The sequence below is a fragment of the Streptomyces sp. NPDC050388 genome, assembly GCF_040655635.1.
Classification (GTDB): Bacteria; Actinomycetota; Actinomycetes; order Streptomycetales; family Streptomycetaceae; genus Streptomyces.
In genome coordinates this window covers 1-22107 of sequence record NZ_JBFAKH010000002.1, presented here as the reverse complement: position 1 = coordinate 22107, position 22107 = coordinate 1, and the positions used below count along the sequence as shown (strand labels likewise).

Sequence of the window (22107 nt, the reverse complement as noted above, 5' to 3'; positions counted from 1 at the left end):
ACGTCCCGGCCGCTTCCGCCGCCGCGCATGCGGACCGCAGCCCCCTCAGCGGGCCTCGCGCAGTGGTTCCCCCACGCTCCTGAGGTGGCGCAGCGCCGTGCCGTACGAGGCGAACAGCCCTGTCCGGCAGTACGGGATGCCCAGTTCCGCGCAGTACCGCTCGGTGATGACCTGGGCCCGGCCGAGGGCGGGCGTGGGCATGCTGGGGAAGAGATGGTGCTCGATCTGGTGGTTCAGCCCGCCCATGAAGGCGTCGACGAACACACCGCCCCTGACGTTGCGGGAGGTGAGGACCTGACGGCGCAGGAAGTCCAGGCGCGTCCCCTCCTCGATCATCGGCATGCCCTTGTGGTTGGGGGCGAACACCGAGCCGAGGTAGATCCCGAACAGACCCTGGTGGACGGCGAGGAAAGCGAGCGCCTTGCCGGGGGAGAGCACCGTGAACAGACCACCGAAGTACACGGCGAAGTGGGCGACGAGCAGCGTCCCCTCCAGCACCGGCCGCTTCACCGACGGGCTGCGCAGCGCCCTGAAGCTGCTGAAACTCAGATTGAGACCCTCCAACGTCAGCATCGGAAGGAACAACGCCGCCTGGTGCTTTCCGATGAACCGCGCGATGCCCTGGGCCCGGCTCGCCTGGCGTCGTGACCAGACCAGGAGGTCGGGGGCGACATCCGGGTCCTTCTGCTCGTGGTTGGGATTCGCGTGGTGGCGGGTGTGCTTGTTCATCCACCAGCCGTAGCTCATGCCCAGCAGCACGTCGGCCACCAGCAGACCACCGACTTCGCTGGGACGCCGACGGGAGAACACCTGGCGGTGCGCCAGGTCGTGCGCGGCGAGTGCGAGCTGCCCGAAGACCACGGACAGGGCCGCCGCGACGAGCAGCTGGCTCCAGCTGTCGCCCAGGAGGAGGAAGGCGGTCACACCTCCCGCGAGTGCGAGGGCCAGGGCCCCGAAGCGCAGGGTGTAGTAGAGCGGGCGGCGCCTGAGCAGCCCTTCTGCGGCTATGCGCCGCGACAGTTCGGCGAAGTCGCTCCCCTTCTCGCGGTCGCGTGTGGGCGGGGTTTCGGTGAGCACCGTTGGGTTGGCCATCACTTGAGTATGTGAACGGTTGCCCGGCCGCAGAATGATGTCGCCCCCCGGGACGAGGGGGTGGGTAGCCCCACCGCGAACACCGGGCCGCCCCCGCTTGACAGCCTCCGCGTTCGCCCGCACGATCACTTCCGTGAACCTGTCAGACAGCCAGACAGGTGGGGCGGGGCCGCGGCGCGTGAGCGCGATGGAAGCGGTTCTCTCCCACCTTCGCGACGCCATCGAGCGGGGCGCGTACGCGATCGGCGACAAACTTCCCTCCGAGGCGGAGCTGTGCCGCACCCTCGGGGTCTCCCGGCCGGCGCTGCGCGAGGCCCTGCGGGCACTGCAGACCATGGGCCTGACCGTGTCCAGGACCGGCAAGGGCACCTTCGTCGTGGCCGATGCGGTGGGAGAGCCCACGTTCGGCGACTACGCGGCCGGTGACCTGCTGGAAGTGCGCCGCCACGTCGAGCTCCCGGTCGCCCGGTACGCGGCCCGGCGGCGCACCCCCGAGAACCTCGACCTGCTGAACCACCTGCTGGACCGGATGGACCGGGAGACCGACACCACCGCGTGGGTCGCCATGGACACTCTTTTCCACCTCGCCGTGGCCGAGTCCACCCAGAACCCGGTGTTCCGCCGGGTCATCGAGGAGATCCGGGACGCGCTGGCCCGCCAATCCGCCTTCCTGAACCAGCTGGGGGACCGGCGCGAGCACTCCAACCGCGAGCACCGGGCGATCGTGGAGGCGCTGACCGACGGCTCCGAGGACGACGCCCTCGCGGCAATGTCCCACCATCTCGACCGCGTCGAGACGACTCTCGCAGCCATCGTCCGCCCGCCGGGCGCGCACACTTCCACGGACACCACCACGGAAGACCGATCCTGAACCACCACGGAAGACCGATCCTGATGAACATCCCTCCCCCCGCAGCCGCACCCCCGGTCCGCGAACCCCTCCACGCCCCCGTCGCCCACCTGGTCCGCGGCGGGGTCGTCGAGGGCGTCCACTACGGTTCCGTCGTCGTCCTCGGCGCCGACGGCGAGGTCCGGCTCCGGCTCGGCGACATCGAGGCCGCCTGCTACCCGCGCTCCGCGCTCAAGCCCGTCCAGACCGTCGCCATGGTGCGCGCCGGACTGCCGCTCGACGGCGAACTGCTCTCCCTCGCCGCGGCCAGCCACTCCGGCGAGGAACGCCACCTCGCCGGTGTCCGGCGGGTCCTCGCGGGCGCCGGACTCACCGAGGACCACCTGCGCAACGTCCCGGACCTGCCGCTCGGCCCGGCCGTGCGGGACGCCTGGGTGCGCGACGGTCGCCCGCCCTCCCGGCTCGCCCAGAACTGCTCCGGCAAGCACGCCGCCATGCTGCTCACCGCGAAGCTCAACGGCTGGTCCCTCGACGACTACCTCGAGCCCACCCACCCTCTCCAGCGGGCGATCGCCGCGAGCGTCGAGGAGCTCACCGGGCAGCGCGTCGCCCGGGTGACCGTCGACGGCTGCGGCGCGCCCCTGTTCGCCGTCTCCCTGCACGGACTCGCCCGTGCCGCCGCCCGCGTCATCACCGCCGCGCCCGGCACCCCCGAGGCCCGGGTCGCCGACGCGCTGCGAAAGCACCCCGAGATGGCCTCCGGTTCCGGCCGGGACGTCGCCGCCCTGATGCGGGCCGTTCCCGGGCTGCTCGCCAAGGACGGCTACGAGGGCGTCCAGGTCGCAGCCCTGCCCGACGGCCGTGCCGTGGCCGTGAAGATCTCCGACGGCGCGGGCCGGGCACGTGTCCCGGTGACCGCCGCCGCCCTCGCCCGGGCCGGTGTCGACCCGGCCCTGCTCACCGGATTCGCGGGCGAACCGCTGCTCGGCGGCGGCCGCCCGGTCGGCGACGTCCGCCTCACACCCGCGCTCGCCCCGCTCGCCCGGTCCGGTGCGCGGTGAGAGGTCCGCGCGGGCGGGGGATCACCCCGATACGGCCGGACCCCACCTGAGCCGCAGGAACAGTGCCACGCCCGCCGCGCCCAGCAGCGCGGTGCACGTGATCGTCCACGCCACCGGCCGCTCCGGCCCGGCGTCCCGTACCTCGGGTGCCGAAGCCGGGGTCGGACCGGCCGCGGGCCGGCCCCGGGGCCCCGGCAGCGACGTGGCCCGCAGGGCGTCCAGCGACCCCACCGGATCGACCCGGCCGGACGCCTCGAACCCCCAGTCCAGCAGCGCGCGTGCCTCCTCGTACACGGTGTGCCCGCCGCCCGACCGGGGGTTGAGGACCGTGGCCACGAGGGTGTGCCCGTTCCTGCGGGCGGCCGCCACGAGGGTGTTGCCGGCATTGCTGGTGTAGCCGTTCTTGATCCCGACGAGGCCGGGGTAGCGATCCACACCGTCGGCGCCGGTGAGCAGCCGGTTGGTGTTGAGGATTCCGTACGATCCGCCGTCACGGCCGGGGAACATCGCTTCCACGCGGGAGCAGTACCGTGCGAAGTCGGGGCTGTGCAGTCCCGCCCGGCCGAAGACGGCCAGGTCGAACGCCGAGGACACCTGGCCGGGAGCGTCGTAGCCGTCGGGCGACTTCACCCAGGTGTCGTGGGCACCCAGGGCGCGGGCCTTTTCCTGCATCCGCTCGGCGGTGACCCGCCAGCCGCCGTTGAGCGCGGCCAGGACGTGCACGGCGTCGTTGCCGGAGCTGAGGAAGACCCCGTTCCACAGGTCGGAGATCCGGTAGGTGTGGTCCTCGGCGACCCCGACGCGGCTGCTGCCGGGGCCGACGTCCGCGAGTTCCTCCTCGCTGACGGTGTGCCGGAGGCCGCCCGGCAGGACGGGCAGCACGGTGAGGGCGAACAGGGTCTTCAGCGTGCTGGCGGGCGGCAGCCTGCGGTGCGCGTCGTGTGCCGCGAGCACCTCGCCGGAGTCGGCGTCGGCCACCAGCCACGATCGGGCGGACAGCTCCGGGACCTCGGGTGCTTCGGCGCGCGGGCGCACCTGTGTGCCGGAGCGGTACAGCAGTGAGTCCGGCGCGGCGCGTGCTCCGGAGCCGGCCCGCGGCGCGGGGTTCGGACGCGTACCGGCGGTCGCCGCGGCGGGTGCGAGCGCCAGCAGGCCCACCGTGCAGAGGGCGCAGGTGGACACGGCAGCCCGCGAAGTAAATCCGATAGCCATACGGCAAACGTAGGAATGGAACCCTGGAGGGCCGTGGTGACCGGGCCGGAGGCCCTTCGCGAGCACCCGGATGCCGCACGCCGTCACGTCGGCCGGCCGCCGGGCAGGGTCGGCCGGACGCGCCGGAGGAAGGTCGCGTTGTCGGGGGTCTCCCGCATCCGCTCCAGCAGGGTTTCCAGGCCGGCCGCCTGCCCGTCCCGGGGCCGCAGAACCCGCCGCAGGCCGCGTGCGGCCGTCAACTCCTCCGGGGTGAGCAGCAGTTCCTCGCGACGAGTGCCGGACGGGACGATGTCGACGGCCGGGAACAGCCGGCGGGAGGCCGCTTCGCGGCTCAGCCGGAGCTCCATGTTGCCGGTGCCCTTGAGCTCCTCGAAGTAGAACTCGTCGGCGCGGGAGCCGGTCTCCACCAGGGCCGAGGCGAGAATCGTGAGCGAGCCGCCTTCCTCCGCCTTGCGGGCGGCGCCGAAGAACCGCTTCGGCCCGATCAGCGCGGACGTGTCGACCCCACCGCTCATGGTGCGGCCACCGGAGGGCGCGGCGTTGTTGTACGCCCGGCAGAGCCGGGTCAGCGAGTCGAGCAGGACGACGACGTCCTCGCCCGCCTCGACCAGTCGTTTGGCCCGCTCGATCACCAGCTCGGCGAGAGCGATGTGCTGTTGCGCGGGCCGGTCGAAGGTCGAGGCGTACACCTCGCCGCGCACCGAGCGCCGCATGTCGGTGACCTCCTCGGGACGCTCGTCGAGCAGTACGACCATCAGCCGGCACTCGGGGTGGTTGCCCGCCACGGCCGCCGCGAGCTGCTGGATCAGGACGGTCTTGCCGGTCTTCGGCGGGGCCACGAGCAGACCGCGCTGCCCCTTGCCGACGGGCGCGAGGAGATCGACGAGGCGCCCGGCCGGACCGGACGCGGGGTGCTCCAGGCGCAGCCGCTCCCGCGGGTGAAGCGGTGTCAGGTCCCCGAAGTGTGGTCGGTGGCGCAGCACGTCGGGCGTACGGCCGTTGACCCGGGCCACCTCGGTGAGACCGCACCGGTCGCCGCGCAGCCCCTCGACGTGATCGCCCTTGCGCAGGCCGTGTCGGCGGACCAGCACGGGGGAGACGGCGGGGTCGGACGGGGAGGGCAGGCAGGTGCCGGCCCGTAGCTGCGCCTTCCCGGCCGCGTCGATGTCGAGGACACCGCTGACGGGCCGGGGCTGCTGGTGGGCGGAGGGGCGGGGGAGTGCGGTGGTGGTCACGGAGGTCGGACCTTTCGTGGACGACGGGGGGGAAGCACATGCGGCGGAACGGACGTACGAAGAAAAAAGGGGGAACCGTGCCGGAGTGTGCGTCTGCAACCCCGGGCTGTGGGAAACAGCACCTCGGCCGTGGCGATGAAGCCCTGCTCACGAGGTGGTGTGGAAAGCCGGACGGCCGGTCGGAAACGACGGGCGGATCGGCGAACCGATGAACCGGTGGAAAGGAGAGAAGAACGAAAGAAGAAAGAGAGGAAAGGCACCGACGCCTGCGGTGTGCGTGGAGGCGCTGAACGGGTGCTGCCGTCAAGGTACCACGGGGCGCGAGAGCGCGGTCGAGGGCGACGGTGTACGGGCCGGAGAGCCGGAGAAGGGCCCGCCGGGACGGTCGGCGGGCCCCGGGGCGAAGCCGGTCGGGCGATTCGGCGGTGCTCCGCCCTTCCCGAGTGCGCTCAGACCAAGCGGTCCCGCTCCTCACGCGCGATTTTCTCGAACTGCGCGCCCATGGCGGCCGCGAGTGCCTGCGCGCCGGACAACGGGCGCACCATCACGGTGAATTCGTCGATACGGCCGTCGTCGTCGACATGGATGAAGTCGCAGCCCTCGATCTCGCGGTCACCCACCCGCGCGGAGAAGACGAGCGCGTGGTCGCGGCCGTTCACGTCGTTGATCTCCCGGAGGTACCGGAAGTCCTCGAAGACCTCCGCCACCGCGCGCAGGATCGTCGCCGTGATCGGCTTGCCGGTGTAGGGCTTGAAGACGACCGGGCTGGTGAAGACGACGTCCTCGGCCAGCAGCGCTTCGGCGGCGTCCATGTCGTGCGCCTCGACAGCCTCACGGAATGCCCGCATCACAGCTCCTCACATCAACGGATCGCACAGGTGCGCACGAGGCTAGCTCCTCGGCCCTTCGGGCAACGCCTGGGTCTAGGCTGATCCGATGTTCAGCCCCGAAGGCCCGCGTCTGCGGGAACTCGCCGTCCAGGCGTTGTCGTCCGTGGAGCGCGGCTACGACCTCCTCGCGCCGAAGTTCGACCACACCCCTTTCCGTACGCCCGACTCGGTGCTCGACGCCACCGCCGGGATGCTGCGGAGGCTGGGGCCGTTCGACACGGGGCTCGATCTGTGCTGCGGCACCGGTGCGGGCATGGACGTACTGGCGCGGGTGTGCCGTCGAAGCGTCACCGGCGTCGACTTCAGCGCGGGCATGCTCGCCGTCGCGCGCGAGCGGACCCGGCCCGGGGGACCGCCGGCCGGTCATGTGCGGGCGGACGCGCGGGCGCTGCCGTTCGGGCCCGCCTTCGATCTGGTGGTGAGCTTCGGGGCGTTCGGCCACTTCCTGCCGCGCGAGCTGCCGGAGCTGTTCGCCCAGGTCCACCGCGTGCTGCGGCCGGGGGGACGGTTCGCCTTCCCGGTGGTCGCTCCGCCCCGGCCGGGCTCACTCGCGTACTGGATGCTGACGGGCTTCGACGCGGTGATGCGGGTGCGCAACGCGGTGTGGCGCCCGCCGTTCGTCATGTACTACCGCGCCCTCCGCTTCGGCGACCTCCGGCGCGAGCTGGACCGGGCCGGATTCCGGGTCGAACTCCACCCGCTGCCCGATTTCGGGCAGCGGCCGGACGGCAGCCCCCGGGTCCGCCTGGTCGTCGCCCAGCGGCCCGAGGAGTAGCCGGGGCGTGCCCAGGTCGGCCTTGTCGAGCAGAAACGCTACGCCGACCAGGCAGCGGCCGAACCAGTGAACCTGAAACCACGTCACCCCGCCCTGACCAGCCATTCAGCCTCCCCCGCGGGGCGGGACAACTTAGGGTCGACATCATCGGCGATTCGGGATGTACCGGATGTTTCGGGCGCTGTGCCCCATGCTGGGTCGTGCTGTGTCCACCCCCACTCGAGGCCCTTTCGGGCAGGGGTGGGTGCGTGTGCGACCGACCGGAGGGCCATGTTCAGTCAGGAACGTAACCGTCAGACTTCTTCTCAACCCCGCCGCGCCGTACTCGGTGCCGGGATCGCCGCCGTGGGATCCGGCCTGCTCGCCGCCTGCTCGGACAGCGGCCACAACCGCACCGACGGTGCTCCGGGCGCCGAGCCCGCGCGTTCCGCCCCTCCGCGGGACGGCACGCAGGCACCGCCCGCAGAGACTCCGAGTTCCGAACGGCCGACACGGGGGCTGACCCTCACGGCCACTCCCAGCACGGTCGACCTGGGGGGCGGACAGACCGTCAGGACATGGACGTACAGTGACGAGCTGCCAGGCCGCGAGGTCCGCATCACCGCAGGGGAAACGCTCAAGCTGACCCTGAACAACCATCTGCCGGACGCCACCACGGTCCACTGGCACGGCATCGCCGTGCCCAACGACATGGACGGCGTGCCGCACGTGACGCAGCGGCCGATCGCCACGGGCAAATCGTTCACGTACCGGTTCCAGGTTCCGGACCCCGGCACATACTGGTTCCACCCGCACCTGGGCCTGCAAATCGACAGGGGCCTCTACGCGCCACTGATCGTGGACGACCCCCATGAGCCCCTCTCCTACGACCGGGAGTGGGTCATCATGCTCGACGACTGGCTCGACGGGGTGAACGGCTCGACCCCGGAGGAGGTGTTCGCGCAGCTCCGCAAGGGCAAACCCGCAATGGGGCACGGCCCGGGGCACGGCGAGCAAGAGCGTGACGCCCCGCCTTCCCGCCCCCGGGGAGGGATCGACGTCGGGCACGGGCCGCCCCTGGCCCATGCGCCGGGTCACGGGGACGACTCTTCGGAGCCACCGCAGGGAGGTAAGGGCACCTACCGGGTGATGAAGAGAGCCTTCAGCAGGCTGCTCGGCGGTCACGCGGGCAACGTCGACCACCCGTACTACCTGATCAACGGGCGGACTTCGGTCGACCCCACGCAGTTCAAGGCCAAGCCCGGCGAACGCATCCGGCTGCGCATCATCAACGCGGCCGCTGAGACGGCGTTCCGGGTGGCGCTCGGGGACCACCAGCTCACCGTCACCCACAGCGACGGCTTTCCCGTGCAGCACCACAAGGTCGATTCGCTGCTCCTGGGCATGGCCGAGCGGTACGACGTGCTCGTCACCGTGAAGAGCGGGGTCTTCCCGTTCACCGCGCTCGCCGAGGGGAAAGGCGGGTCGGCGATGGCCGTCCTGCGCGCGGGCAGCGGCGCTGCGCCGAAACCGTCCGCGCGTCCGAGGGAGCTGAACCGGAACGTGCTGGTTTCGGCCGGGCGGCTGCAGCCGCACGAATCCGTGGCCCTGGACCGGCGCGAACCCGACCGTCAGATCAAACTCATCCTGACCGGCAGTATGAAGAAATTCGACTGGGGCATCGACCACCGGCCCTATTCGCCGGACCGCATTCACAAGATCGAACGTGGTGAGCGGGTGCGGTTGGTCGTCTTCAACGGCACGGACATGTGGCATCCCGTCCATCTGCACGGCCACACCTACGGCCTGGCCGACACCGACTCCCCCGGCGCCCGCAAGGACACGTCCGTGGTGCTGCCGCACCACAAGCTGGTAGCCGATCTCGACGCGGAAAATCCAGGGCTGTGGATGCTGCACTGCCACAACATCTACCACTCGGAGTCCGGAATGATGACGACGCTCGGCTACCAGTAGCCGAGCGGCTGCCCCGTCGGGGAGGCCGCGTCACCGGGCGAAGCCCGTGGCGGAACCTGCCGACGGCGAAAGGGCCGGCTCGGAGGAGGGGCTTCTCCTCCGGGCCGGCCCTTTCGCCGTTCCGGGCGCCGTGCCACACGCATGCCCTCACGTCCGCTCGGCGTGAGGTTCCCCCGCTGGGCGGGAGAAGCCGACCAACCGGTCAGCAGGCGCCGGCCGGTTCGGAGGTCCGGCAGACGTTGTTGACGAACTTGTTGTCCTTCCCCTTCTCGTCGCGGGTGACCAGGTCCGCCGGGCCGTTGCCCAGTACGAGGTTGTCGCGGACGGTGTTCTGATCGTTGGAGACGCCGTCCATGCTGCCGAACACGACGATCCCGCCGGAGTACGGGGAGTCACCCACGTTGTCGTGGACCGCGTTCTGCGTCACCAGCACCTTCTCCGTACCGACGAGGACGATGCCGACCCCCTGGAGGTGGGGCAGGCGCGCGGAGGCGGGGCAGTACTCGTTGTTCTCGTAGACCGCGTTGCGGCGGACGGTCAGGTCGCCCACCGTGCGCGGCAGCACGACGAAGACACCCGCGCAGTTCCCGGTGACGACGTTGTGCTCGACGGTGAGGTTCCTGAGCCGACGGGTGGTCATGCCGATCCGGTTGCCCGTCAGGCGGTTGCCGCTGATCACCGTGCCACGGGAGTCGAGGGTCTTGCTCTCCGCGTCGGCCTCGAACACGTTGGCGGTGTAGAGCCCGGCGTCGCCGTTGCCGCTCGCGGTGTTGTAGCGGAACGAGGCGCGGGTGGAACGATCCTGCGCGATGCCCCACTGACCGTTGTCCCGGGCGGTCACCCGGCGGACCTCCAGCTGGTCGGTGCGCGTGGCCGAGACACCGTTCCTCTTGAACCCTTTGACGGTCAGCGACTGGATCCGTGCCCCGGCGACGGGGTTGTCGTCCGTGCCGGTGACACAGATGCCGTCCCCCGCCTTGGCGCACGCGCTTCCTGCCTCCTCGTCCTTTCCGGGCACGATCACGGTCTGCTCGCCCGCGCCCCGGAGGGTCAGCGGCTTGGTGAGCGTGACGCTTCCGCGGTAGGTGCCCCGCGTCAGGACGATGGTGGCTCCGGGGGCGGCCGCGTCAACGGCCTCCTGGATGGACTGGTCCGGACGGACCACTTGCTCGGATCCGCTGCGGGCGGAGGCGGCCGGCGCGAGGGCGCCCAGGCCGACGACGAGGGGCGCGATGGCGCAACTAAGGCACGTGACTTGGTATTTCCTCATGATCCCGACGTTATGGGCGCCCCCGCAGCGCCGCCACTCTTGGCGACCATATGGATACGGAAAGGAGCCGATCGGACCTGTTCCCCGGCTCCGTCGCCGACTGCCCGGCCGGAACAGGGGCACGGCGTGGACAGGGGCAGGGGCCGTGATCGAACGGCGCACCGGCCCCGCGCTTTCGCGAGGTCAGACGTACGAGCGCATCCAGCGGAGCTTGGCCGCCTCCTGGAAGGGGCCGCCGCCCTCGTGGTCGTTGAAGTCGTACACCTCGATGGACTTGTCGTCGTGCGTCCAGGCGTTGAAGGCCGCGAAGACCGTCGAGGGCGGGCAGGTCTGGTCCTCGAGGGCCGCCGAGAACAGCGCCGGGGCACGGCCGCGGGCGGCGAAGTGCACGCCGTCGAAGTAGGACAGGGTGCGCAGGGCGTCCTCGGTGCGGCCCCGGTGCGTCCTGAGGAAGAGACCGATCTCCCGGTACGGATGCCGGTCGGTGAGCGTCGCGGCACGCGGGAAGTCGCACAGGAACGGCACGTCCGGGGCGACGGCCGCCAGGTCCGGGACCAGACCGCCCACCGCGAGGGCGACTCCGCCGCCCTGGCTCGCGCCGACGGCCGCGGTACGGGCCGCGTCGGCCAGCGGGTGCGCACGGGCCGCCTCCACCGCGCGCACCGCGTCCGTGAACACCCGGCGGTAGTAGTAGTTCTCGGGTGCGTCGATGCCACGCGTCATGAACCCGGGGTACGCCGGCGCGCCGCCCACCGGGTCCGCCGTACCACCGCCGGCGCCCCAGGCGCTGCCCTGGCCGCGGGTGTCCATCACGAAGTGCGCCCGGCCCGTGGACGCCCACAGCAGATGCTCGTGGGGCAGACCGCGGCCCCCGCCGTAGCCGATGAACTGCACGACCAGCGGCAGCGGTTCCTCGGCCCCGGCGGGCAGCGTCAGCCAGCCCTTGACCGGGTGGCCCCCGAAACCGGCGAACGTCACATCGAGGACCCGCACCGTGGACAGGCCGGTGTCGACCGGCTCGAAGCGGACGTCCAGGTCGTGCTCGCGTGCCTCCGCGAGCGTCTTGGACCAGAACGCGTCGAAGTCCTCCGGGGCCGTGGACGCGCTCCGGTACTCGCGCAGTTCGTCGAGCGGTAGGTCGAACAGGGCCATGGGGGACCGCCTTTGTACGGAGACAGTACGAAGCGATCACACCGTACGTGGGCCGCGGGAACAGTCGCCAGAGCACGTGCGGGACTCCGTCCGTGCCCGACGCGAGGAAAGAGGCACACAGGTAAAGAGCGCGGAAAGCGCTTGTGCCCGCCGGGGCCGCCGCAGGACGGCGGCCCCGGCGGGGCACGGGTCAGCCGAAGCGCTCGATACGGATCCGGTCCACGGGCTGGCCGGCCGCGACAAGCAGCCTGGAGGCGTGCTCGGCAAAGGAGTTGGAACCGCACACATAGGCTTCCCACCCGTCCTCGGGAGCGTCGGCCAGGAGCGGTGCCACATGTGCGGCCGTCATGCGTCCCACGGCCACGCCCTCCGGCGCGCTCCGGGTGAACACGGGCAGGGTCTCCGCGCCGAACTCACCCCGGTAGATCAGCTCCTCGGGGCTGCGCGCCGACACCAGCAGCCGCAGGGGCAGTGACAGGTCCCGGGCCCTGTGGTGCCGCACCATCGACATCAGCGGGACCACACCCGAGCCGGCTCCCAGCAGCAGCGCGGGCCGGTCGCCCGGCCAGGCGAAGAAGCCGCTCAGCGGGCCGCGCACCTCGACCCGGTCGCCGGGCCGGGCCACCGAGTGGAACCAGCCCGAGACCTCGCCACCCGCCACATGGTCCAGGGTCACCTCGATGTGGCCGGAGTCGTCCGGTGCGGACGCGATCGAGTAGTGGCGCTGAGCCACATAGCCGTCCTCGGCGGTCAGCCGCAGCAGCAGGTGCTGACCCGGCACGTGTCCCGGCCAGCCGGGCACGGCGAAGCGGAAAGTCGCGGCGCGTGGGGTCTCGCGGCGGATCCCGGTCAGTGTCGCCGTCCGCCACACCGAGGCCGTCTGCTCGCTCACGCCGATGCGTCCGGGTACGGCGAACCGCGTCGGCGGGGTGAACCGGGCGGGCGGAGCCGGATCGTTCGGCCCTCGTGGCAGTGTCAGTCGCTCAGTCACCGGAGTACCGCTGTTCCTCCCAGGGATTGCCGCGCGCGTGGTAGCCGTTGCCCTCCCAGAAACCCGGCTCGTCGTGGTCGAGGATCCGCAGGCCCGCGATCCACTTGACGCTCTTCCAGAAGTACAGGTGCGGCACGATCAGCCGGGCCGGGCCGCCGTGCTCGGGCGGGATCGGCCGACCGTCGTACTCCCGGACGATCCAGGCCCGCCCGCCGGTCAGGTCGGCTAGCGGCAGGTTCGCCGTGTAGCCGGTGTGCGAGTAGGCGACGGCATGGGTGGCGGACCCGTCGGGCCGGACGAGATCCATGAAGGTGTCCAGGGAGACGCCGCCGAACCGCACCCCGAACTTCGACCAGCCCGTCACACAGTGGATCGCGCCCTCGTACGCCGAGGCCGGCAGGGCGTGCGCCTGCTCCCAGTCCCACGTACGGGGCTCGGCCACCAGCCCGTCGATCCGGAACGTCCAGTCGGCGGGCGCGAGGTCGGGGGTGACCTCGGCGGACAGCACGGGCCATTCGTCGCCCGCGTCGTACTGGCCGGGTGGCAGGCCGGGACGGTCCGCGCGGGGGCGGCCGGTGAAGCCGCGGGTGATGTTCACGTGATCGGCGATTCCGTTGCGAGTGGTGCTCAGATGGTTCTGGTGTTTCAAATGTTCTCCGGCTTCAACCGTACGGGGTGCCGGAGAACACCCGCACACCGATCTCGCCTGCCGGTCCCCGACCGTACCGCCGGTCTCGGTCCCGCCGCACCGTGTGCACCGCGCCGTACGGAAAACGCCGTACGACCGGCAGCGTCGTCGGGTAGTGTGGCGACCCGGCTGCGGACGGTCCCAGCCGTCGACGGCCCAGGGAGGTGGGACCCATTACCGCTGTGTCAGGTCGGGTGCTCCCACCTCGAAGCGACGCGGATCACCCGCAGTAGGTGACCGCGGGAGCGCCCTTCGGCTCTTGAAAGGCCCTTGCCGCCATGCCGTCCCCGTCTCCCTCGCCCGTCCCGCAGTCCTCCCCCCGGTTCTCTCCCGCCGGGCCGCCACCCGCCCCGCCTTCCGCGCCCGCCGCCCGGGACTCCGTCGTCGCCACGCTGCGCGCCGCGGGCTGTGTCTTCGCCGAGGACGAGGCCGAGCTGATCCTCACCGCCGCGCACACCCCGGACGAAGCGACCGCGATGGTCGAGCGCAGGGTGTGCGGGCTTCCGCTCGAACTCGTCGTCGGCTGGGCCGAGTTCAGAGGCCGACGGATCGCCGTGACCCCCGGTGTCTTCGTGCCCCGGCGCCGTACCGAGTTCCTCGTGACGCAGGCGCTCGCCCAGGCACCCGACGCGACCGTCGTCGTGGACCTGTGCTGCGGTTCGGGCGCCGTCGGCGCGGCGCTGGCCGACGGGCTCGGCGCGGTCGAACTGCACGCCGCCGACATCGACCCGGTAGCCGTGCGCTGTGCCCGCCGCAATGTCGCGGACGCCGGCGGCCAGGTGCACGTCGGAGACCTGTTCGAGCCGCTGCCCGCAGCGTTGCGCGGCCGGGTCGACATCCTCGCGGCCAATGTGCCGTACGTGCCCAGCGGCGAGATCGGTCTGCTCCCGCCGGAGGCCCGCGACCACGAGCCGCGCGTCGCACTCGACGGCGGCACGGACGGACTCGACGTGCTGCGCCGGGTGGCCGCCGGAGCCCCCGACTGGCTGGCGCCCGGCGGGTGCCTCCTGGTCGAGACGAGCCGCCGGCAGGCTCCCGCGGCCGCCGCCGTCCTCACCGGTGCCGGACTGCGGGCCCGTCGGGCCACATCCGAGGAGGAGTACGCCCATGTCGTGATCGGCGTCAGACCGTGGGACGGCCCGCGCGTTCCGTACCGCCGGGAATCGTCGCGCGGGCGATGAGCAGGGCCACGTCGTCGAAGTTGTCGGGCTCGTGCAGCGTGCGCAGCAGCAGGTCGCACATGTCCTCGAGGGAGCGGTCGGGGCCGTGCAGCAGCGTGAGCAGACGGCCGAGACGTTGGTCCAGCGGGTGCCGGCGAGTCTCGACGAGGCCGTCGGTGTAGAGCACCAGCCGGTCGCCCGGCTCGATCCCGACGACGGTCGTGGAGAACTTGACACCGCCCACGCCCAGTGGCACCCCGGTGGGCAGATCGAGCAGTTCCGGGGTGCCGCCGACCCGTACCCGTACCGGCGGAAGATGTCCCGCGTTGGCGATCAGGCACCGGTGCTCACGGGGGTCGTGGACGGCGTAGACACAGGTGGCGATGGCATCCTCCAGACCGCCGACGATCCGGTCGAGGTGCTCCAGGAGCACCGCCGGATCGAGGCCGAGCGAGGCCAGCGTGTTCGTCGCCGTGCGCAGCCGTCCCATGGTGGCCGCCGCCGGGATGCCGCTGCCCATCACGTCTCCCACCACGAGGGCCGTCCTGCCGCCGCCCAGCGGGATCACGTCGAACCAGTCACCGCCCACCTCGCTGGTGCTGCCCGCGGGCTGGTAGCGGGAGGCGACCTCGAGACCGCCCGTGACGGGCGGATGGCTGGGCAGCAGACTGCGCTGCAGGGTGAGCGCGGCGTCGCGGGCGCTCTGGTACCAGCGGGCGTTGTCGATCTGCACCGCTGCGCGGGCGGCCAGTTCCCGGGCCAGCAGCAGATCGTCCTCGTCGAACGGCCTCGGATTGCCGGTGCGCTTGAGGTCGAGCGCGCCCAGCACCTCGCCGCGCGCGATGAGCGGCACTGCCAGATACGAGTGCACACCCGCCCGGCTCAGCAGTTCGGTCGCCTGGGCGGAGCGGGCGATGCGGGTGAGGTGTTCGTCCTTCACCTGCGGCAGCATCACGGGCAGGCCGGTGCGTACGCACTCGGTGACCAGCCGGTCCGGGCCGTACCGGGCCACCTGGCCCGGCGGATCGGCCGCCCGCAGGGCGTCGTCCGAGCCCGCGCCCGCGCCCCGGACCGCCAGCGCCCGGATCATCGCCGGTTCGGCCGGGGCGAGGGTGCTGCGGTGGCCCCGGACCACCGCGTCCAGCAGATCCACGGCCGCCACGTCGGCCAGTTCCGGCACGGCCACGTCGGCCAGCTCACGGGCCGTACGCTCCAGGTCCAGGGTGGTGCCGATCCGCACCGAGGCGTCGGCGACGACGGCCAGCCGGCGCCGGGCCGTCTCGGCCTCCACGGCCGCCCGGTACTGTTCGGTGATGTCCACCACGGACACGGCCACGCCCAGCACCGAGCCGAGCGCGTTCTCCAGCCGGTAGAGCGAGACCGCCCAGGCGTGGTCCACCTCGGGATCGGCCGGGGTCCGGCCGATCATGGACTGGTCGACGACCGGTTTCCCGGTGTCCAGGACCCGGAGCGCCGCGGCCTCGACGGCGTCGGCGTCCAGCCCCGGCAGCACCTCGCGGACCGTGCGGCCCAGATGGTCGTCGGCCGGCATGCCGTTGATCTGTTCCAACGCCGGGTTGACCGAGACGTACCGCAGACCGGTGTCCAGTACGGCCAGCCCGATCGGGGACTGGGCGACGATCCGGGTGGACAGCGCCACGTCCCGCTCCATCCGGCGCACGGTCGACTGGTCGACCGCGAGGCCGAGGGCGTAGACGGCGCCGCGGTCGTCCGTCAGCCGCATGTTGCGGAACTCCACCATCCGGGTGCCGCCGTCCTTGCGTCGGATGGGGAAGGCCCCGGCCCAGCTCTGCCCGGTGCGCATGACGTCGGAGAACAGCTCGACCACCAGGTCCAGATACCGCTCGTCCACCATGATCCGCGCGGCGTACCGGCCCAGCGCCTCCTCGGTGCTGTAGCCGAACAGCTCCTCGGCCTGGGGGCTCCACAGGACGATCCGCCCCTCGGGGTCCAGCACCACCGAGGCCACACGCAGCACGTCGAGCAGCCCGCTGGGACGGACCGGCCCCGGTGCCGCCCCGTCGCCCTCGACCAGGGGTGACTCGGCTGAACTCATCGCACGCCCCGCCTTCGCCGATTCTCACGGCACGCCGTCGCGGTGCCGCCATCCCTTGTTCTACCGCGCGTGGGGGCGATTTTCCGCCGCTCCGACCGTCTCCTGCCACCTTCTTCCTCTCATCCGGCGGGCGCCCCGCGATCTCCCGGGCACGCCGGTGGTGCGCGGGTAGTGCCCCCGCGCGGGCGGTGTTTCCCTGGGGAGGGGAGGGGAAGCCGGTGTGGCGACGAGAGGAGCGATCACGATGGGCAGTGAACGAGCGCACCCGGAATCCGTCTCGGTCGAGATCAGCGGGTGCGACAAGCATGACGCGCGGATCGTCTTCGACACGCTGTGCGCGTGCTACACGTCCGACCGGTGCTCCGACGACGTACCGGAGAAGTTCCACGAGACCCGCCCGATGGTGTGGCTCGGCACGTTCGACGTAGCCGCCCCGCAGGAGGGCGGCGCCCGCCCGGCCCGGCTGTCGTCGTCGGTCGACGCCGACGTGCACGGCGGCTACTGGGCCGTCGACCGGTTCCGCACCACCCTGGACTCCCTGTTCACGGTGCACGATCTGAGCACGGTGTCGGGCGACCAGGAGGAGGAACTGCACATCCGCCTCGAAAGCCGGTGACCCGCCGGGGCGCGGCGGCGCACACGGACACCCCCGACGGTCCTTGCGCCGCCTGCTCACCATGCCCTCCGTCATGTTTGTGCAACTAGTTGCACAAACGGGTGCGCGTCCTCTACAACAGAGGCACCACACCGCGCACGGAGGGCCCGATGAGCCGATACCCGCACCTACTGACCCCCCTCGACCTGGGCTTCACGACCCTGCCCAACCGCGTCCTCATGGGGTCCATGCACATAGGCCTCGAGGAGGTCGAGGGCGGCTTCGCGCGCATGGCCGAGTTCTACGCCGCCCGTGCCCGCGGCGGCGTGGGCCTCATCGTCACCGGTGGCATCGCACCCAATGACGAGGGGCGGGCCTTCGAGGGCGGCGCGAAGCTCACCACCGACGCGGAGGCCGAGCAGCACCGGACCGTCACCGAGGCCGTGCACCGCGAGGGCGGGCGGATCGCCCTGCAGATCCTGCACTTCGGCCGGTACGCCTACCACCAGGACCTGGTCGCCCCCAGCCCGCTCCAGGCGCCGATCAGCCCCTTCGCACCCCGCGAACTCACCGACGCCGAGGTCGAGCGCACCGTCGACGACTACGTCCGAGCCGCCCGCCTCGCCCGGCAGGCCGGCTATGACGGCGTCGAGATCATGGGCTCCGAGGGTTATCTGATCAACGAGTTCATCGTCGAGCAGACCAACCGGCGCACGGACCGCTGGGGCGGCTCGTACGAGAACCGGACGCGCTTCCCCCTCGAGATCGTCCGCCGGGTGCGCGAGGCGGTCGGTGAGGACTTCATCGTCATCTACCGGCTCTCCATGCTGGACCTCGTCCCCGGCGGCTCGACCCTGGACGAGGTGATCGAACTGGCCCGCGCCGTCGAGGCGGCCGGCGCCACGATCATCAACACCGGCATCGGCTGGCACGAGGCCCGCATCCCCACCATCGCCACCTCGGTACCCCGCGGTGCGTACACCTGGGTGACGAAGCGGCTCATGGGCGAGGTCTCGGTCCCACTCGTCACCACCAACCGCATCAACACCCCCGAACTCGCCGAGGAACTGCTCGCCGAGGGACACGCCGACATGGTGTCGATGGCCCGCCCGATGCTCGCCGACCCCGATTTCGTCGCCAAGGCCGCGGACGGCCGGTCCGAGGCGATCAACACCTGCATCGGCTGCAACCAGGCATGCCTGGACCACACCTTCAGCGGACAGATCACCTCCTGCCTGGTCAATCCGCGTGCCTGCCACGAGACCGAACTGGTGCTGTCACCAACCAGGCACCGCAAGCGCGTCGCGGTCGTCGGCGCCGGTCCGGCCGGGCTCGCCTGCGCCGTCAGCGCCGCCGAACGCGGCCACGACGTCACCCTGTTCGACGCCGCGAGCGAGATCGGCGGCCAGCTCAACGTCGCGCGGAAGGTCCCCGGCAAGCAGGAGTTCGACGAGACCCTGCGCTACTTCCGTACCCGGCTCGCCGAACTGGCCGTGGACGTACGCCTGGACACCCTGGTCACGGCCGACGACGTCGCCGACCACGACGAGATCGTCGTCGCCACCGGCGTCAGCCCGCGCGTGCCCGACCTCCCCGGCATCGACCACCCGAGCGTGCTCGGCTACCTCGACGTGCTGCGCGACGGCGCCCCCGTCGGCGACCGGGTCGCGATCCTCGGCGCGGGCGGCATCGGCTTCGACGTCGCCGAGTTCCTCACCGACGGCGGTGACAAGGCGCACGAGCACCCCGAGACGTACTTCCGTCAGTGGGGCGTCGACATGGACCACCGCACGCCCGGCGGTCTCACCGCACCCCAGCGGCCCGCCCCGCCGCGCACCGTCCACCTGCTCCAGCGCAAGACGTCCAAGGTCGGCGCGGGACTCGGCAAGACCACCGGCTGGATCCACCGCACCGAACTCCGCCACCGCGGCGTCACCATGGTCCCCGGTGTGCGCTACGACCGCATCGACGACGCCGGTCTGCATGTCACCGTCGACGGCGAGAGCACCATTCTGGAGGTGGACACGATCGTCCTGTGCACCGGCCAGGAACCGCGCCGCGACCTGTACGAGGAACTGGTCGCCGCCGGACACGCCGTCCACCTGATCGGCGGTGCCGACCTGGCCGCCGAACTGGACGCCAAACGCGCCATCAAGCAGGGTACGGAGCTGGCGGCAGCCCTGTAGAGCGGAGCATCCCGTCCCTAGGATCGATCCCATGTCACTCCCGCACGCCATCCTCACCGCCCTGCTCGAGAAACCGTCGTCCGGGCTGGAGCTGACCCGGCGCTTCGACAAGTCGATCGGCTACTTCTGGTCCGCGACGCACCAGCAGATCTACCGCGAGCTGGGGAAACTGGAGGCCGAGGGTCTGATCCGGGCGCTGTCCGCCGAACAGCCCGCCCGCGGGCAGAAGAAGTCCTACGAGGTCCTGCCGGCGGGCCGCGCCGAACTGGCCCGCTGGACCTCCGCCTCGCAGGACCCCAAACCGCTCCGCGACGCGCTGTTGCTGCGGCTGAGGGCGGCGGCGGTGGTGGGCACCGGGGGGCTCGAGGCCGATTTTCGGCGCCACCTGGAGCTGCATGAAAGGCAGTTGGCGGAGTACAAGGACATCGAGCAGCGCGACTTCCCGCCCGGCAGGGACGGCAGGGAGGACCGGCTCCGACATCTGGTGCTGCGGGCCGGCATCGACCTGGAGACCTTCTGGACCCGGTGGCTCGAGCACGCGCTGACGGAGTTCGCGGAGCTGCCGGACACCGAGCGGGCAGGGCGGAGCGAGCGGACCGGGCGGGCCGAGCCGCCCGGCTCGCCGGGCTCCGCCCCCACGGATCCGTCCGACTCCGGGCATGCGGAACCGGACGGACCGGGCTCCGGAGGGAAGTGACGCCGGCCGCCCGACCGGAGCGCGTCGGACGTGATGGCGGCCGGCGCCGTCTCAGAGGCGGTTCGGCTTGCCGCGCCGCCGCAGGTACCAGACCGTGGCGAGGAGGCCGGTGCCGACCAGCGCGCCGCCGGCCACCAGTGTCACCGTGCCGTAGTCCGTGGAACCGCCGCCGACGCCGCCCAGCACCCCGCGGGTCGGCGAGGACGGGTCGGAGACCGCCGGGCTGGGAGCGGGATCGGCGACGACGACGGACTGCGTGCCCGCGGTGGTCCCGTTCGAGCACATCACGATCACCGTGTGGGTTCCCGAGCGGACGTCCGACCAGGCGGCGGACTGTCCCGAACCGGTCCCGGACAGCGCCACCTGGCGGCCCTGGGAGAAGTTCGACTGGCTGCCGTCGAGCAGCGAGGCGGTGCCCCAGCTGCCGTTGAGCTGGGCGCACGCGGTGGTGGTGACGGAGACCGTCGAGCCGGTGGTGCTCACGGAGATCCCGGGACCCGAGGCGGCCGGGCCCGCCAGGGTCAGGGGCAGCGCGGCGGCGGCTGCCACGGTCAGACCGGAACGGAGCAGTGGCTTCGAATAGCGCATGTGAACTGCCTTCCGGCGGCACGGCCGGCGGTACATCCCTTGCGCCGCCGAGGATCGGGGAACGCCCGTGCCGTCACGGGCCCAGCCAATGCGCACCCGCCCCGCGGCGCATTCCGGCCGCCGCCGGGCAGGTGACGACTGCCGTCGCCCGGACGGAGAGGGGGCTCAGCGGCGCGAGCCCGTCGTCACCGTGCGCTCCGCCGAGAAACCACCCCAGGTCCCGTCCGGCAGCTTGGCCCGGATCCGTACCCGATGGGTGACCCCCGCCTCCTCGCCCGCGTAGAAGCTGTACGTCGCCCGGTCGCGCGGCGCGTCCCCTCCGTAGACGAGTGAGGTGGCCGCGCGGCCGTCCAGCCGCACCTCGTACTCGGTGATCACCCCGTCCACGCGCGGCGGCACCCAGCTGAGGTCGATGTGGTACGCACCCTCGGAGCGGTGACTCGTGGCTCGGAAACCGGTGGGCGCCGTGGCGCGACCGTCGTCACGGCCCGGTGTGGTGAGGCGGACCGGGGCACCGGCGGGGGAGAGATGGTCGGCGGCGTCCCGGGCCCGGACGGTGAAGCTGTAGCGGGTGCCCGGCCGCAGCCCCGTCACCACGGTGGCGGTCTGGCCCCCACCGACGCTGTGGATCTTCGTCTCTCCCTGGTACACCTCGTACGAGAGCACGCCCCGGTCGTCCGCCGAGGCCGACCAGGACAGCTGCACCGCCCGGCTGCCGGCCGCTGTGCCGCGGACGTCCGTGGGGCGGCTGGGCGCGGACCGGTCGGCCGCCGCGGCCGCGGGTGTCGTCGCCCGGACCTCCCGGCTGCGCGGTCCGAGCCGCCCGCCCGTGTCCCGCGCCCGCACGGTGAAGGCGTACGTGGTGGCGGGCCGGAGCCTGGTGACATCCACCATGTGTTCGGAACCGGGTACTTCCTTGACCTTTGTGGCGCCCCGATACACCTCGTACCGGCTCACCTCGGCACTCGCGGCGGTGACGGTGTTCCACATGACATGCACGCTGGTGGCGCTGCCGGCCTCGGCCGTGACACCCGTCGGAGCCCCGGGCGGCCGTTCACCGTCGTTCCCGCTTCCGTTCCCACCGCAGGAGACGATCAGCAGGAGCCCACCGCAGAGCGTGCCACGGAGCACCCCGCGCAGCGCGCCACGTCGGCGCGGGGGCACGGCAACAGGAACGCCTCGCACGGCTCTGCCTCCCGAAGGGCACAGGAAACGGTGAAATGGTCCGTACCAATATGGCGTGGCTGACGCGGCCACATCAAGAGGGTGTGGTGGGGTCCTGTGAGGGGGCCGAGGGTGCATCGTACGGTCCTGTCCCGGTGGCCGCGGCACCACTCCGGGATGAGATCGGCCGAGTGCTCGGCAGTGTCCCCTACGCGAAGCCCGCACACCGTGAACCCTGTCCAGGTGCTCATACCGGCCGTGGCCGGCGTCTCCCTGTTCGCCCCGGCGACGCTCCACGACACCTCGTCCCAGGCCCGCACGGAGCAACCGGTCGTGCAGCAGGAGAACATCGTCGGCGCTGACGGCGCTGACGGCGCCGTCAGCGCCGACCGCCCGCGGGGCGGACGGAGGGGGGTGGACCCCCCCCCCCCCGGCAACCCCCCACGCGCCCCGGAGGGAGCCGCCCCCACC

The 22107-nt window shown here is 71.9% G+C and carries 20 protein-coding genes; 9 read left to right on the top strand and 11 right to left on the bottom strand.

The features are described 5' to 3' along the window. Positions 1-45 precede the first annotated feature (45 nt). The gene (locus AB0I73_RS01555) at positions 46-1092 is read right to left on the bottom strand and encodes an acyl-CoA desaturase (protein ID WP_363032641.1); all 1047 of its coding nucleotides are present in this window, start codon (positions 1090-1092) and stop codon (positions 46-48) included. A 133-nt stretch (positions 1093-1225) separates the two neighbouring features. Between AB0I73_RS01555 and AB0I73_RS01550 the strand changes: the two genes are divergently transcribed. Together AB0I73_RS01550 and AB0I73_RS01545 are read left to right on the top strand one after the other, a co-directional pair. Next, the gene (locus tag AB0I73_RS01550; RefSeq protein ID WP_363032639.1) at positions 1226-1963 is read left to right on the top strand and encodes a FadR/GntR family transcriptional regulator; all 738 of its coding nucleotides are present in this window, start codon (positions 1226-1228) and stop codon (positions 1961-1963) included. Positions 1964-1986: 23 nt separating this feature from the next. After that, on the top strand, positions 1987-3003 hold the full coding sequence (locus AB0I73_RS01545; protein ID WP_363032637.1) for an asparaginase: 1017 nt from the start codon (positions 1987-1989) through the stop codon (positions 3001-3003). 21 nt (positions 3004-3024) lie between these two features. Here AB0I73_RS01545 and AB0I73_RS01540 read toward each other — a convergent pair whose 3' ends face one another. The 3 genes from AB0I73_RS01540 to AB0I73_RS01530 all read right to left on the bottom strand — a co-directional run bounded on the left by AB0I73_RS01540 (position 3025) and on the right by AB0I73_RS01530 (position 6298). Beyond that, positions 3025-4215, bottom strand: coding sequence for a serine hydrolase (locus tag AB0I73_RS01540; RefSeq protein WP_363032635.1), 1191 nt, complete (start codon positions 4213-4215; stop codon positions 3025-3027). Between the two features lie 83 nt (positions 4216-4298). Then, positions 4299-5450: a transcription termination factor Rho gene (rho, locus tag AB0I73_RS01535; RefSeq protein ID WP_363032633.1), complete on the bottom strand. Its 1152-nt coding sequence runs from the start codon at positions 5448-5450 to the stop codon at positions 4299-4301. Positions 5451-5899: 449 nt separating this feature from the next. Next, a complete protein-coding gene (locus AB0I73_RS01530; protein WP_363032631.1) occupies positions 5900-6298 on the bottom strand; it encodes a nuclear transport factor 2 family protein in 399 nt (132 codons plus the stop codon). 88 nt (positions 6299-6386) lie between these two features. Here AB0I73_RS01530 and AB0I73_RS01525 point away from each other — a divergent pair, with 88 nt between their 5' ends. Further along, positions 6387-7115 carry a class I SAM-dependent methyltransferase gene (locus AB0I73_RS01525; protein WP_363032629.1) on the top strand — a complete coding sequence of 243 codons (729 nt, stop codon included), beginning with the start codon at positions 6387-6389 and terminating at the stop codon, positions 7113-7115. Positions 7116-7385: 270 nt separating this feature from the next. Continuing rightward, positions 7386-9068, top strand: a complete 1683-nt coding sequence (locus AB0I73_RS01520; RefSeq protein WP_363032627.1) for a multicopper oxidase family protein — start codon at positions 7386-7388, stop codon at positions 9066-9068. Positions 9069-9270: 202 nt separating this feature from the next. On the opposite strand, the gene AB0I73_RS01515 is transcribed toward AB0I73_RS01520, so the two are convergent. The 4 genes from AB0I73_RS01515 to AB0I73_RS01500 all read right to left on the bottom strand — a co-directional run bounded on the left by AB0I73_RS01515 (position 9271) and on the right by AB0I73_RS01500 (position 13079). Continuing rightward, a complete protein-coding gene (locus tag AB0I73_RS01515; RefSeq protein WP_363032625.1) occupies positions 9271-10338 on the bottom strand; it encodes a right-handed parallel beta-helix repeat-containing protein in 1068 nt (355 codons plus the stop codon). Between the two features lie 183 nt (positions 10339-10521). Then, entirely contained in the window at positions 10522-11490 is a 969-nt protein-coding gene (locus AB0I73_RS01510; protein WP_363032623.1) for an acetylxylan esterase, read from the bottom strand. Positions 11491-11680: 190 nt separating this feature from the next. Beyond that, complete coding sequence (locus tag AB0I73_RS01505) at positions 11681-12463, bottom strand: ferredoxin reductase (RefSeq protein WP_363032949.1); 783 nt, start codon at positions 12461-12463, stop codon at positions 11681-11683. 10 nt (positions 12464-12473) lie between these two features. Then, a complete protein-coding gene (locus AB0I73_RS01500; RefSeq protein WP_363032947.1) occupies positions 12474-13079 on the bottom strand; it encodes a sulfite oxidase-like oxidoreductase in 606 nt (201 codons plus the stop codon). 368 nt (positions 13080-13447) lie between these two features. Between AB0I73_RS01500 and AB0I73_RS01495 the strand changes: the two genes are divergently transcribed. Further along, positions 13448-14350, top strand: a complete 903-nt coding sequence (locus AB0I73_RS01495) for a putative protein N(5)-glutamine methyltransferase (protein WP_363032621.1) — start codon at positions 13448-13450, stop codon at positions 14348-14350. On the opposite strand, the gene AB0I73_RS01490 is transcribed toward AB0I73_RS01495, so the two are convergent. Beyond that, positions 14292-16406: a SpoIIE family protein phosphatase gene (locus AB0I73_RS01490; protein WP_363032619.1), complete on the bottom strand. Its 2115-nt coding sequence runs from the start codon at positions 16404-16406 to the stop codon at positions 14292-14294. The genes AB0I73_RS01495 and AB0I73_RS01490 overlap by 59 nt on opposite strands. A gap of 244 nt (positions 16407-16650) precedes the next feature. Between AB0I73_RS01490 and AB0I73_RS01485 the strand changes: the two genes are divergently transcribed. The 3 genes from AB0I73_RS01485 (at position 16651) to AB0I73_RS01475 (ending at position 19884) form a co-directional block, all read left to right on the top strand. After that, entirely contained in the window at positions 16651-17022 is a 372-nt protein-coding gene (locus AB0I73_RS01485) for a hypothetical protein (RefSeq protein ID WP_109382174.1), read from the top strand. Between the two features lie 149 nt (positions 17023-17171). Further along, positions 17172-19187 carry an NADPH-dependent 2,4-dienoyl-CoA reductase gene (locus AB0I73_RS01480; protein WP_363032617.1) on the top strand — a complete coding sequence of 672 codons (2016 nt, stop codon included), beginning with the start codon at positions 17172-17174 and terminating at the stop codon, positions 19185-19187. Positions 19188-19218: 31 nt separating this feature from the next. Continuing rightward, on the top strand, positions 19219-19884 hold the full coding sequence (locus AB0I73_RS01475) for a PadR family transcriptional regulator (RefSeq protein ID WP_363032615.1): 666 nt from the start codon (positions 19219-19221) through the stop codon (positions 19882-19884). Between the two features lie 51 nt (positions 19885-19935). On the opposite strand, the gene AB0I73_RS01470 is transcribed toward AB0I73_RS01475, so the two are convergent. Together AB0I73_RS01470 and AB0I73_RS01465 are read right to left on the bottom strand one after the other, a co-directional pair. Then, positions 19936-20472, bottom strand: a complete 537-nt coding sequence (locus AB0I73_RS01470; protein WP_363032613.1) for a hypothetical protein — start codon at positions 20470-20472, stop codon at positions 19936-19938. A gap of 165 nt (positions 20473-20637) precedes the next feature. Continuing rightward, positions 20638-21573: a fibronectin type III domain-containing protein gene (locus tag AB0I73_RS01465; RefSeq protein WP_363032945.1), complete on the bottom strand. Its 936-nt coding sequence runs from the start codon at positions 21571-21573 to the stop codon at positions 20638-20640. Positions 21574-21879: 306 nt separating this feature from the next. Between AB0I73_RS01465 and AB0I73_RS01460 the strand changes: the two genes are divergently transcribed. After that, positions 21880-22107: hypothetical protein (locus tag AB0I73_RS01460; RefSeq protein WP_363032612.1), on the top strand; the 228-nt coding region annotated here is incomplete at its 3' end.

Coding starts and splice junctions, on each gene's coding strand:
- AB0I73_RS01555 (WP_363032641.1), bottom strand. CDS start 1,092: ATGGCCAACCCAACGGTGCTCACCGAAACCCCGCCCACACGCGACCGC.
- AB0I73_RS01545 (WP_363032637.1), top strand. CDS start 1,987: ATGAACATCCCTCCCCCCGCAGCCGCACCCCCGGTCCGCGAACCCCTC.
- AB0I73_RS01540 (WP_363032635.1), bottom strand. CDS start 4,215: ATGGCTATCGGATTTACTTCGCGGGCTGCCGTGTCCACCTGCGCCCTC.
- AB0I73_RS01530 (WP_363032631.1), bottom strand. CDS start 6,298: ATGCGGGCATTCCGTGAGGCTGTCGAGGCGCACGACATGGACGCCGCC.
- AB0I73_RS01525 (WP_363032629.1), top strand. CDS start 6,387: ATGTTCAGCCCCGAAGGCCCGCGTCTGCGGGAACTCGCCGTCCAGGCG.
- AB0I73_RS01520 (WP_363032627.1), top strand. CDS start 7,386: ATGTTCAGTCAGGAACGTAACCGTCAGACTTCTTCTCAACCCCGCCGC.
- AB0I73_RS01515 (WP_363032625.1), bottom strand. CDS start 10,338: ATGAGGAAATACCAAGTCACGTGCCTTAGTTGCGCCATCGCGCCCCTC.
- AB0I73_RS01510 (WP_363032623.1), bottom strand. CDS start 11,490: ATGGCCCTGTTCGACCTACCGCTCGACGAACTGCGCGAGTACCGGAGC.
- AB0I73_RS01495 (WP_363032621.1), top strand. CDS start 13,448: ATGCCGTCCCCGTCTCCCTCGCCCGTCCCGCAGTCCTCCCCCCGGTTC.
- AB0I73_RS01490 (WP_363032619.1), bottom strand. CDS start 16,406: ATGAGTTCAGCCGAGTCACCCCTGGTCGAGGGCGACGGGGCGGCACCG.
- AB0I73_RS01485 (WP_109382174.1), top strand. CDS start 16,651: ATGGGCAGTGAACGAGCGCACCCGGAATCCGTCTCGGTCGAGATCAGC.
- AB0I73_RS01480 (WP_363032617.1), top strand. CDS start 17,172: ATGAGCCGATACCCGCACCTACTGACCCCCCTCGACCTGGGCTTCACG.
- AB0I73_RS01475 (WP_363032615.1), top strand. CDS start 19,219: ATGTCACTCCCGCACGCCATCCTCACCGCCCTGCTCGAGAAACCGTCG.
- AB0I73_RS01470 (WP_363032613.1), bottom strand. CDS start 20,472: ATGCGCTATTCGAAGCCACTGCTCCGTTCCGGTCTGACCGTGGCAGCC.